Origin of the sequence: Aromatoleum diolicum (assembly GCF_012910955.1) — a bacterium.
In the GTDB taxonomy this organism is placed as follows: Bacteria; Pseudomonadota; Gammaproteobacteria; order Burkholderiales; family Rhodocyclaceae; genus Aromatoleum; species Aromatoleum diolicum.
Window position 1 is genome coordinate 43,855 of record NZ_WTVQ01000031.1, and the last position, 11,908, is coordinate 55,762.

Annotated in this window: 11 protein-coding genes; 9 read left to right on the forward strand and 2 right to left on the reverse strand. The window is 63.9% G+C overall.

Annotated features, from left to right (window positions below):
* Nucleotides 1-103: 103 nt before the first annotated feature.
* Nucleotides 104-1,525: a sigma-54-dependent transcriptional regulator gene (locus GPA25_RS16730; protein ID WP_169261543.1), complete on the reverse strand. Its 1,422-nt coding sequence runs from the start codon at nt 1,523-1,525 to the stop codon at nt 104-106.
* Nucleotides 1,522-2,700 carry a sensor histidine kinase gene (locus tag GPA25_RS16735; RefSeq protein ID WP_169261544.1) on the reverse strand — a complete coding sequence of 393 codons (1,179 nt, stop codon included), beginning with the start codon at nt 2,698-2,700 and terminating at the stop codon, nt 1,522-1,524. Before GPA25_RS16735 ends, GPA25_RS16730 begins: the two co-directional genes overlap by 4 nt.
* A gap of 162 nt (nt 2,701-2,862) precedes the next feature.
* Between GPA25_RS16735 and fliF the strand changes: the two genes are divergently transcribed.
* The 9 genes from fliF to fliN all read left to right on the forward strand — a co-directional run bounded on the left by fliF (nt 2,863) and on the right by fliN (nt 11,699).
* Nucleotides 2,863-4,515, forward strand: coding sequence for a flagellar basal-body MS-ring/collar protein FliF (fliF, locus tag GPA25_RS16740; protein ID WP_169261545.1), 1,653 nt, complete (start codon nt 2,863-2,865; stop codon nt 4,513-4,515).
* The gene (fliG, locus tag GPA25_RS16745; RefSeq protein WP_169261546.1) at nt 4,512-5,513 is read left to right on the forward strand and encodes a flagellar motor switch protein FliG; all 1,002 of its coding nucleotides are present in this window, start codon (nt 4,512-4,514) and stop codon (nt 5,511-5,513) included. Before fliF ends, fliG begins: the two co-directional genes overlap by 4 nt.
* Before the next feature lie 39 nt (nt 5,514-5,552).
* Nucleotides 5,553-6,242, forward strand: coding sequence for a flagellar assembly protein FliH (locus GPA25_RS16750; RefSeq protein ID WP_169261547.1), 690 nt, complete (start codon nt 5,553-5,555; stop codon nt 6,240-6,242).
* Complete coding sequence (gene fliI / locus GPA25_RS16755; protein WP_281357729.1) at nt 6,224-7,642, forward strand: flagellar protein export ATPase FliI; 1,419 nt, start codon at nt 6,224-6,226, stop codon at nt 7,640-7,642. Before GPA25_RS16750 ends, fliI begins: the two co-directional genes overlap by 19 nt.
* A gap of 105 nt (nt 7,643-7,747) precedes the next feature.
* Nucleotides 7,748-8,203, forward strand: coding sequence for a flagellar export protein FliJ (fliJ, locus tag GPA25_RS16760; protein ID WP_169261548.1), 456 nt, complete (start codon nt 7,748-7,750; stop codon nt 8,201-8,203).
* 76 nt (nt 8,204-8,279) lie between these two features.
* Nucleotides 8,280-9,560: a flagellar hook-length control protein FliK gene (locus GPA25_RS16765; protein ID WP_169261549.1), complete on the forward strand. Its 1,281-nt coding sequence runs from the start codon at nt 8,280-8,282 to the stop codon at nt 9,558-9,560.
* A gap of 93 nt (nt 9,561-9,653) precedes the next feature.
* Nucleotides 9,654-10,211 carry a flagellar basal body-associated FliL family protein gene (locus GPA25_RS16770; protein WP_169261550.1) on the forward strand — a complete coding sequence of 186 codons (558 nt, stop codon included), beginning with the start codon at nt 9,654-9,656 and terminating at the stop codon, nt 10,209-10,211.
* Between the two features lie 14 nt (nt 10,212-10,225).
* On the forward strand, nt 10,226-11,233 hold the full coding sequence (gene fliM, locus GPA25_RS16775) for a flagellar motor switch protein FliM (protein WP_169261551.1): 1,008 nt from the start codon (nt 10,226-10,228) through the stop codon (nt 11,231-11,233).
* Nucleotides 11,226-11,699 carry a flagellar motor switch protein FliN gene (gene fliN, locus GPA25_RS16780; protein ID WP_169261552.1) on the forward strand — a complete coding sequence of 158 codons (474 nt, stop codon included), beginning with the start codon at nt 11,226-11,228 and terminating at the stop codon, nt 11,697-11,699. The genes fliM and fliN overlap by 8 nt, the downstream gene beginning before the upstream one ends.
* The last annotated feature ends 209 nt before the right edge of the window (nt 11,700-11,908 follow it).

Below are 11,908 nucleotides of genomic sequence, written 5' to 3' on the forward strand. Positions count from 1 at the left end.
ATGCCAATAGGGCGCATGGACAAAATTCGGCCACGCCACACGCTGGCACCAGACGCAGGCTTATCCGGATACAGCGAAGCCGTCGCGGCGCTCCAGATTACGCTTACACCTCATGCCCTTCGTCGCGGTACTGCTGGAGTTTGTAACGCAAGGTTCGTTCCGAAATGCCAAGCTTTTCGACAGCGCGCTTGCGCGAGCCACCCACCTCTCGCAGCGTCGCCAGAATGTGCTCGCGCTCGAGATCCTTCATGTTTGCGGGGCGTGCCAGATCCTTTTCTACCGCTTGCGACCGTCCCAAAACGGCAATATTTTCCGAATGCGCGGCAAGACTTGCCGGTAGAACAGCTGCGCCAGCACGAGGAGCCGAGTCTGCGGGGGTCGAGGGTCCGGCTGCCACCCAGTTGGGCAAGCACAGATGCACGGTATCGGCGGTGATCGTATCGCCGCCAGCCAGGATCAGCGCGCGCTGCATCGCGTTCTCCAGCTCACGTACGTTGCCCGGCCAGGCGTGGCACACGAGCAACTGCTCGGCTTCGGGGCTGAGGCGCGCGCGCCGCTTGAGCACTTCGCCGTGACGGGAAAGAAAATGCCGCGCAAGCGGCAGGATGTCGCCCGGGCGCTCTCGCAGACCGGGGATAACGAGCGGAAATACATTGAGGCGGTAATACAGGTCCTCGCGGAAACGCCCGGCGGCAACTTCACGCACCATGTCGCGGTTGCTGGTCGCTAGCACCCGGATGTCCAGGCTCACCGGCTTCTTGCCGCCGACGCGCTCGACCTCGCGCTCCTGCAGTACGCGCAACAGCTTTGCCTGCAGGCCCAGCGGCATTTCCGAAATTTCGTCGAGCAGGATGGTGCCATCCTGCGCCTGCTCGAACTTGCCCGGCTGGGCCGTCTGCGCCCCCGTAAAGGCGCCTTTCTCGTAGCCGAACAGTGTGGCTTCGAGCAGGTTCTCGGGAATCGCTGCGCAATTGATCGCCACGAAGGGCCCGCCGCGGCGTGACGAATGGACGTGGATGTAGCGCGCGAACACTTCCTTGCCGGTGCCCGATTCGCCGGTAAGGAGGACGGTTGCATCGGTGTCGGCCACACGCGCGGCCATCGCCAGCAGATTGCGCGTATGCGGATCGTCGGCGACCATGTCATCGGCGCTGGGCGGCTGGGCGGCATAGCGCCGGACATGCTCCAGCAGCACTTCCGGCTCGAAGGGCTTCATCAGGAAGTCGCAGGCACCACCGCGCATTGCCGAGACTGCCTTGTCCACCTCGCCGTAAGCAGTCATCAACAATACCGGCAATTGCGGCAGGCGCGAGCGGATTTCGCCGAGCAGTTGCAATCCGTCCATCGGCTGCATGCGCAGGTCGCTTACGACGAGGTTGAACGCCTGGCGACCGATTTCGATCAGCGCAGACGGGCCGCCGTCCACGCCGGTGACGCGATGGCCGCCCATTTCCAGCGTCAGGCACACGGCATCGCGCAGCGCGGCGTCGTCCTCGACGACCAGAATATTGATCTTTTCGATCATGTGAAGTCCTTGGAGTTCTGTCCCGATTCGCCCTCTTCGGGGCGCAGCAGCGGCAAGCTAAGGGTAAACAGCGACCCTTTGCCCAGGCTGGATTCGACCGCGATGTCACCGCCGTGACCACGTGCAACCCCGCGCGCAATCGCCAGCCCGAGGCCGGTACCGTCTGCCCGGGTGGTGAAGAAGGGGTCGAACAAGCGTGTCTGGTGTGCCGCCTCGATGCCGCGGCCGTTGTCGCTGACGCGGAAACACACGCTCTCGCCTTCGAGCGTTGCCGCAAGCGCCACGCTGCCCGCGGCATCGGTGGCCTGGATGGCGTTCTCCAGCAGGTTGGTGAGTGCCCCTCCGAGCGCCTTGCGGTCACCCAGCAAGGTCAGTTCGCCGCAGTCGCAGTGCGAGGAGAACTCGATCTGACGTGCGCGCGCCAGCGGTTCGAGGGTGTGCACGAGCTCGCCGACCAGATCACAGATGCCGAAGCGCTGTCGCCCGAGACTGTCTCCGCGCGCAAACAGCAGCATGTCGCGAATCAGGCGTTCCAGATAACGCAGGCGCTCGATGGCACGGTCGGCCACCCGTGTACGGTCGGCGGGGGCGAGTTCGGGCTGACGCAGGTTCCCCGTATACAACAGTGCCGCGGCCAGCGGCGTGCGCAGCTGGTGCGCCAGGCCGGCGACCATCTCGCCCATCGCGGCGAGCCGCTCGTTACGCTCGGCCTGCAGGCGCATGCGGTGGGTATCGGTGACATCGTGAAGCAGGATGATGCGCCCTTCTCCGGACTCCAGTGCCGCCTCGGAGAGCGAGACGCGCCGTGCCCCCACTTCGTCGCCAAGATTGAGTTCGCCCGGCGTTTCGGTAGCGATCAGTCGAACGGCCAGCTCATCCCAGCACCGGCCGGCAAGCCCCGTACCCAACAGGCTTTCCGCGGCGCGATTGAACTGCACGACATGACCGCCGCGGTCGAGCATCACCACCCCCGCCGGCAGCGCACCAAGCAGCACGGTGAGCCGCTCGGTAAGTTGCGCGACCTGTCCCTGCAGCGCGTTGTAGGCGGTCGACAACTCTTCGGATGCACGCGAGAACATCGCAAATGCTTCGGCCAGCTGCGCGGCGTCAAGGCGCTGTGGCGCACCAGGCGCGGGCCCGGCCGGCGTACCGGGAGATGGCGAGTCAGCAGACATGGCGTGCAGATCCGATTTCACGGCTGGCAGATTAAGCCGTGGTGGGTCTATGGTAACCGGCAAATAGGCGGCAAAAAATGCCGCTTTTCCACTCGCACGATTTGCCTTCGCGGACGGACAATGCGGTCATCGGAAAATGTGACGTAATTCAAGGACTCGACCATGGCTACCGCCGACACCGCCGCAGCGCGGGGAACGCCACTGCCGGCCCAGCAGGCGTTGCAGCGCTTCAATGAATTGAGCCAGCGTCAGAAACTCGCGGCTGCGGCCGCCATTGCCATCGCCGTGGCGATGCTGGTCGGCGTGTGGCTATGGACACGCGCGCCCGACTACGCCGTGCTGTTTTCCAACCTGGAAGAGCGCGACGGCGGCGCCATCGTCACCGCCTTGCAGCAGCAGAACGTGCCCTACCGTTTTTCGCCCGGCGGCGGCGCGATCCTGATCCCCTCGCAGATGGTGCACGACGTTCGCCTGCGCCTTGCCGCCCAAGGCCTGCCGAAAGGCGGTCTGGTCGGTTTCGAGCTGATGGAGAATCAGAAGCTCGGCGTATCGCAGTTTCATGAGCAGGTGAATTTCCAGCGCGCGCTCGAAGGTGAGCTGGCACGCACGATCCAGTCGATTGCGTCGGTCGCATCGGCGCGCGTGCATCTGGCAATTCCGAAGCAGTCCGGCTTCCTGCGCGACGAACAGAAGCCCACCGCTTCGGTTATGGTGAATCTTCACCCGGGACGCAACATGGACGCCACGCAGGTGGCGGGCGTCGTGCATCTGATCGCATCCAGCGTGCCGCAACTAGCCAATGATCGCGTCAGCGTGGTCGACCAGAACGGCACGCTGCTCACCCATCGGGCCGACCCCCTGCGCACTGCAGGTCTGGACGCAACTCAACTGAGCTATGTGCGCGAGGTCGAATCCGGCTATATCCGCCGCATCGAAACGATCCTGAACCCGATCGTGGGGGCGGAAAACTTCAAGGCACAAGTCACCGCCGACGTCGATTTCAACCAGGTCGAGGCGACCGCCGAAACCTTCAAACCGAACCCCTCGCCCGATCAGGCCATCCGCAGTCAGCAGACCAATGAACAGGGCATGCGTGATCCCGCTGCGCAGGGCGTACCCGGCGCACTGAGCAATCAGCCGCCGGTGCCGGCGACGGCGCCGATCACCTCGCCCAGCGTCGCGAGCGGAACGACAGCCGGACCCGTTGCCGCATTCAATGGCAACCGGGCTGCGACGATCAACTACGAACTCGACCGTACCATCCAGCACACGCGGCAGGCGCTCGGCCAGGTGCGCCGGTTGTCCGTCGCCGTCGTGGTGAATCACCGCAATGAAACGTTGCCTAATGGCGTGACACGAACGGTCGCGCTCTCTGACGATGAGATCGCACGCATCACCAACCTGGTACGCGAGGCGATGGGTTTCAGCCAACCGCGTGGCGACAGCCTCAACGTTTCGAGTGCCCCGTTCACCACGGCGAAGGGCGATGTGGCGCCGGCGCTGCCGGTGTGGAAGGATCCCGAGATGGTCGACCTGGGCAAGGAAGCACTCAAGTATGCGGTGATTCTGATCGCCCTGGCCTTCGTATACTTCGGTGTCATCCGTCCCTTGCTGCGCAGCGTTGCGCCGCCGCCCGCCGCGACGGAAACCGAAGAAGAGGACGAGGATGCAGTGGTCAGCCTGTCGCATGGTGTCCCTGCGTCAAACTTCGACGACAAACTGGCGCGCGCCAAGGAACTGGCCAAATCCGATCCGAGGGTGGTGGCGAACCTGATCAAGGAATGGATGGGTTCCAATGAGGACGGGAAGAAATGAGCACGCCTGAAGAAGGTCTGGAAAAAAGCGCGCTGCTGCTGCTGGCACTAGGCTCCGACGAAGCGGCCGAAGTCCTCAAATTGCTGGGACCGAAGGAAGTGCAGAAACTCGGTATGGCGATGGCCACGCTGCCGTCGCAACAACGCACGCGTGTCGAAGCGGTGCTCGACGAACTCGACGCCCACCACCTGAAAGGCGCACCGGTCGAAGCGGACGAGGAACAGATCCGCGCGATGCTGACCAAGGCACTTGGCGACGACCGCGCCGGTCACATTATCGCGCGCGTATTGCAGGGATCGGACACGGCGGGTATCGAAAGCCTGAAATGGATGGATGCAGCAACCGCGGCCGACCTGATCAAGAATGAACACCCGCAGATCATCGCAACGATTCTCGTGCACCTGGAGTTCGACCAGGCGGGCGAGATCCTCAAACAGTTTCCGGACCGTCTGCGCAACGACGTGATCCTGCGCATCGCCACGCTCGACGGCGTTCAGCCGACCGCATTGAAGGAACTGAACGAGGCGCTCGGACGCATGCTGTCGGGTGCATCCGCAGTCAAGAAAGCGTCAATGGGGGGTGTAAGGCACGCCGCCGAAATTCTCAACTTCGTCGGCGCGGGCGCGGAGACGGCCGTGCTCGACAACGTGCGCGAATACGACCCGGAACTCGCACAGAAGATTCTCGACGAGATGTTCGTGTTCGAAAACATCATGGACATCGACGATCGCGGCGTGCAGACGCTGCTGCGCGAGGTACAGTCGGATTCCCTGGTGACTGCGCTCAAGGGTGCAGCCCCCGAACTGCGCGAAAAGATCTTCAAGAACATGTCCCAGCGCGCAGCCGATATGCTGCGCGAGGATCTCGAATCCAAGGGGCCGGTGCGCCTGTCGGAAGTCGAGGCGGAGCAGAAGGAAATCCTCAAGATCGTTCGCCGCCTGGCCGAGGAAGGCCAGATCATGCTGGGCGGCAAGGGAAGCGAAGATGCTTTCGTGTAAATGCTCCAATCATCCGCAGCACGACAGCCGAGGGCGCCCATGAGCATTTCGCGCCACCAGGCGGTGGGGGCCTACCGGCGCTGGGAGCCGCCCTCGTTGGACGACCCCGGGCAGGCGCAGGTCCACGTGACACCGGCGGAGCCCGAGCCACTTCCTCCACCCGAACCGCCCGCGGCCTCACTTCCCGAGCCGGCACCGGAGCCGACAATCCAGCTGCCGACCGCCGCCGATATCGAAGCGATGTACGAGGATGCGCGCCGCGAGGGCTACACCGCCGGTTTCGCGGAAGGGGCCGAACTGGCGCGCCAGCAGGCGGAACGGCTCGCCGACCTCGCTAACGACCTCGATGAGTCGCTCAAACGCCTGGACCAGGACGTTGCCGAGGAGGTCGTCGCGCTCGCGGTCGAAATCGCACGCCAGATGGTGCGCCACACCCTCGCCGATCATCCGTCGACGATCAACGACACGGTGCGGACAGCACTTCACCAGTTGCCGCAGTCCCAGGTGCGCATTCACGTGCATCCGGACGATATGGCGCTCGTTCGCGAGTTTCTTGCGGAGCAATCCGTACACGTCCACCACCAGCTTCTCGAGGATGACAGCGTCACCCGCGGCGGCTGCCGCCTGCACACACCCAGTGGCGAAATCGACGCCACGCTCGAGACCCGCTGGCGGCGAATCCTCGAAGGCCTCGGCCGCGGCGACACGGCATGGGAGGAAAAGGCCTGACCATGCGCCACGCCGATGCCTGGACCAGCTATCTCGCCGAACACCGCCGGCTGCTCGGTACGATCTCCCCGTTCGAGGTGTCGGGGCGCCTGACCCGCATCAACGGCTTGGTGATGGAAGCCGCGGGGCTGCGGCTGCCTCTCGGCGCTGACTGCCGCATCACTGCCAGCGGCGGAGCAACCGTCGAAGCGGAAGTGGTCGGCTTCAATGGCGACAAGCTGTACCTGATGCCCACCGACGACGTGTTCGGGCTGGCCCCCGGCGCCCCCGTGATGCCGGTCGAACCGCGGTCGGCGCGACTCGCAGTTGGCGCCAAACCGGTCCCGCGGCGGCGCACATCGGATCGCGCCAAACACCTGCCGGTGGGCGACAAATTGCTCGGACGCGTGGTCGATGGCGCCGGGCGTCCGCTCGATGGCCTCGGCCCCCTCGACAGCGCGGAGAGCCGTTCGCTGCAGAGCCGCCCGTTCAATCCGCTGACGCGGGCGCCGATCAACACTGCGCTCGATGTCGGCATTCGCGCGATCAACGCACTGCTCACGGTCGGACGCGGGCAGCGGCTCGGCCTGTTCGCCGGTTCCGGCGTCGGCAAGTCGGTACTGATCGGCATGATGGCCCGCTATACCGCGGCAGACGTGATCGTCGTCGGCCTGATCGGCGAGCGGGGTCGCGAAGTCAAGGAATTCATCGAACAGAACCTCGGCGCCGAGGGCCGTGCTCGCTCCGTCGTCGTCGCCGCGCCCGCCGATACCAGTCCGCTGATGCGCCTGCAAGGTGCTGCCTACGCCACCACCATCGCCGAATATTTCCGCGATCACGGCAAACAGGTACTGCTGATCATGGATTCGCTGACACGCTATGCGATGGCGCAACGCGAGATTGCCCTCGCGATCGGCGAACCACCGGTTACGCGCGGCTACCCTCCAAGCGTGTTCGCGCGCCTGCCTGCGCTGGTGGAACGCGCCGGCAACGGCCTCGAAGGCAGCGGTTCGATCACGGCGTTCTACACCGTGCTGGCCGAAGGCGACGACCAGCAGGATCCGATCGCCGACTCGGCACGGGCAATCCTCGACGGCCACTTCGTGCTCTCGCGTTCGCTGGCCGACCAGGGCCACTATCCTGCCATCGACATCGAACAATCCATCTCCCGCGCGATGCATGGACTTGTCAGCCAGGAGCACTTCGATCTCGTGCGACGCTTCAAGCAACTCTTTTCGCGCTATCAGCGTTCGCGCGACCTGATCGCTGTCGGCGCTTACCAGCCCGGCTCCGACCCGCTGCTCGACAAGGCGGTGGCGATGTACCCCAAGCTCGAGGCCTTCCTGCAGCAACGCATCAACGAGCAGGAAACCTACACCCAAGCGACCGCACATCTGGACGCGTTGTTTGCGACCGGGTGACTTGTCGCACAAGCGGGAATCCGAATCACCTCTTACAATTAGCAGTACAACACTTCCGTGCACTGCCGGTTTGCGGCGGCATCGGGCACAGGCGACACGTTCACGATGACCAATCCGTTTCCCCTCAAACCGCTGCTGGACCTGAGCCAGAACCGCATGGACGACGCGGCGCGCCGCCTTGGCGAGTTGATTGCCAGCGAGCAGGAAGGCACGCGCAAGCTCGAACTGCTGCAGAACTATCGTGACGAGTATGAGTCCCGCTTTCACGAGGCCGCACGCAATGGCATCAGTCCCGAGGCATGGCGGAACTTCAGTGCGTTTATCGGCCGCATTGACGAAGCCATCGCAATCCAGAAGACCCAGGTCGATCGTTCGCGGCAACTGACCGCAGCCGGGCAGAATGCCTGGATGACTCAGCGCAACAAGGTCAAGGCCTTCGATACGCTGCAAAAGCGGCACGAAGTGGGCGAAGCGAAGAAGGCTGCCCGGGTCGAACAGCATCAATCGGACGAACATTCGGCCAACCGCTACCGCGACCGCGGGGAAGCCGAGGAGTCCTGAACGGCATTTCCCGTTCTGCAAGCTGGCATACGCCTTGCGTGATCACGGCAGAACCAGCCGTGAAAGGGAATTCACCATGTCAGACCCGGTATTGAGCAACATGCTGCGCGCCACTGCGCCGTCGGGGCCAGCGCAGATGTTCCAGCGAGCCTCCCAGGAAAACCGCTCCACCGGCAACGAAGTCACGGACGACAACTTCTCGCGCGCGCTGGAACGCCGCATGAACGCGGAGGATCGCCCTCCTGTCCGTCCGGAACCGGAGCGCGCTGCCGACCTTGCACGCACACCAACGCGGGCGGCTGAACGCCCGCGCACCGATACCACTACGGAATCACGACGCGAAACCGAATCCCGCCCCGAGCCCTCGGCTGAGGACGAATCAAAGGTCGCACAAACCGGAACCGCCGAACACGAGCCAGCGACAAGCGAATCCGCAGGCGCAGACGAAACACCAAGCGCGCCCGACCAAGCAGTCGATCCTGCCCTGGCGGCAAGCCTTGCCGCCCTCATGCCGGGAGTTGCCGCCCTACCGGCCACACTTGCCGGCACCAGCACCGACAGTGCATTGACGTCCGACAAGCTGCTCGACCCCGACGCGCAGAAATCGGGGGCATCCGTTCTGGAGAAGCTCATCGCCGAAGCCAGCGGCAAGGCCACGCCCGGCGCACAGGCGGACAATCCAGCAGGCGGATTCGGCGAACAACTCGGCGCCTTCGCCAGCCGGACATCGAAAGGCGACGCCGCACCGGCGACCGGAGATGCAGGGGCGCTCAAGGCGCGCCTGCAGGTTCCCGTTTTGCCCAGCACCTCAAATGGCGCAGCACTGCAATCCCTGCCGCCCGACGCACAGGCGGCCGGCCTGCAGGCCGCCGCATTCAACCCCGGCACTCGGACCGAACAAGCGCAGGTACCCCAATTGCCGGTGCACACGCCAGCCGGACAGCGGGTATGGGCCGAGGATGTGGGAAATCGCATGATGTGGATGGTGGGTCGCCACGAATCGAAGGCGGAACTCGTGCTAACGCCCGCGCATCTGGGTAAACTTGAAGTTTCGATCCAGATCAACGGCGACCAGACCACTGCACATTTCATCGCTGCCACATCTGCCGCCCGTGACGCCCTGGAACAGGCCATGCCGCGCCTTCGCGAGGTACTGCAGCAAGCCGGCATCAACCTTGGCCAGGCCAACGTCAGCACTTCCAGCGACCAGCGTGCACAGCAGGATAGCGGCAGTGGCGGTTCGCGCCCGGGTCGCGGCTCGGGCCTCGAAAGCGCCGGACCCGAGGGACTGATGGCAAGCACGGCGTCAAGCAACTGGTCGCATGCGGGCCGCGGCATGGTCGACACCTTCGCCTGAAGCGCTTGAATTAGGGCCGCTCTGCCCCACTTTTCCGCAATTCGGCCGAGGTTATTCTCGCGCATAATTCAATTGTGGAAACAGGAGAAGTTAATGGCAAAGGCCCCCCCCGCTCCAGCAGCGCAAGAACAGGCCCCGGCTCCGAAAAGGAGCAAAAAGCTCATCATCATCATTATGGCCGCCGTGCTGGTAGTGCTGCTGCTGATCGCCGCGGTGGTGGGTGTATTGTTGCTGAAGAAGGGTTCTGGCACGGAAGACGATCAGGCGGGGAAGGCACCGGCAACAGCCGTGGTGGATCTGAACAAGCCGCCGACCTTCGTGGCCCTTGAACCCTTTGTAGTTAACCTCGCGCCAGCTGAAGGCGAGCGCTTCCTGCAGGTCGTGCTGGCACTGCGCGTCGTCGACGCAAGAACGGGCGAGAGCCTGAAGGGATTCATGCCGGAAATTCGGCATCAGATCAATCTGATACTGTCGAGCAAGCTGCCCTCGGAACTGGCCACTACGGAAGGCCGCGAAGACCTCGCCGATGAAATCGTCGAGCGCACCAACCGCGTACTGGGCGCGCCGCCTGTGGCAAGGCGGGAGGGAACTACCGCGGCACCGACCGGCCCAATCCAGGCGGTCCTTTTCAATTCTTTCATCGTGCAGTAAGGAGACGGACGGCCATGTCTTCCGATTTTCTCTCCCAGGATGAAGTCGATGCCCTGCTCAAGGGCGTTGCCGGGGAGCCCGAGGAGCTGGAAGAAGAGTCGGGCGAACAGTCCGGCGTGCGGCCGTACAACCTGGCAACGCAGGAGCGCATCGTACGTGGGCGCATGCCCACCATGGAGCTCATCCACGAGCGTTTCGCCCGCTACCTGCGTATCGGACTGTTCAACTACATGCACCGCAACGCCGAAGTCTCGGTAGGCCCGGTGAAGGTGCAGAAATACGGCGAATTCGTCCGCAACCTCGTGGTCCCGACGAACCTGAACCTGGTGCTCGCGAAGCCGCTGCGTGGCACCGGGCTGGTGGTGTTCGACCCGAACCTGGTATTCCTGGTCGTGGACAACATGTTCGGCGGCGACGGCCGCTTCCACTCGCGGGTGGAGGGACGCGACTTTACGCCGACCGAACAACGCATCATCCAGGGCATGCTTGGCGTGGTGTTCGCCGAATACACGCGTGCCTGGGCGCCGGTGTTCAAAATCGAGATGGAATACGTGCGCTCGGAGATGAACTCCCAGTTCGCCAACATCGCAACACCCTCCGAAATCGTGATTTCGGCGAGCTTTTCGCTGGAGTTTGGCGGCTCGCAGGCGGACATGCACATCTGCTTTCCATATTCGATGGTCGAGCCGATCCGCGATCTGCTCTACTCGACGATGCAGAGCGACCACCTGAGTCAGGACAACCGCTGGATCAATCTCCTGACGCGCCAGCTGCAGACTGCCGAAGTCGAACTGGTATGCAACCTGGGCGCCGCACAGGTCACGTTGCGCGACATCGTCAACATGCGCGTCGGCGACGTCATACCGATCGACGTCCCAAAAATGCTGCAAGGCGACGTCGACGGCACCCCGGTACTGGAACTCAGTTACGGCCGGCAAGGCACCAACTACGCGGTCAAGGTCGAGCGCTTCATCGCCAATGAAGAGGCCGACTCCCCATTACTCGGAGGCCAGAATGGCTGACAACGATATCGAGAACCAGATCACCGAAGACGACTGGGCCGCAGCGATGATGGAACAGTCGGCCGCCGAAAGCGGTACCGACGCAGAAGCGCGCCGCGTTGCCGCGGACCTTGCCGCCGCCGCGGCTGAGTCACCGTACCAGGCAAAGCCCGCGAGCCATCTGTTCCCGGACTTCGGTGCAACATCGCCGCGCTCGGGCACGCTCAACGACTTCGACATGATTCTGGACATTCCCGTCCAGCTTACCGTCGAACTGGGCCGAACGAAGATTTCCATCCGCAACCTGCTGCAACTCGCGCATGGCTCCGTCGTGGAACTGGACGGCCTCGCCGGGGAGCCGATGGACGTGCTGGTCAACGGCACGCTGATCGCACAGGGCGAAGTCGTGGTGGTCAACGACAAGTTCGGCATCCGCCTGACCGACATCATCACGCCCGCCGAGCGGATGCGGAAAATTCGCGGCTGAGGAAGGGCGGGCCACGCCCCCGCCCGTGCCGCCGAACGAGGCCATGTGCGATCCAGGCCCACCTGCGCAATGCGGCGGGCACGCACTGCAAAGCCCGGAATAATCGCCTTTTTGCCCGTCTTATTGCCACCTCGGCAAGGCGCTCCCGCGCGTATCCTTCTTCCATCGGAAGAATCATCAGGCCTGCCGTGGACATCCCCCCCCCTCAT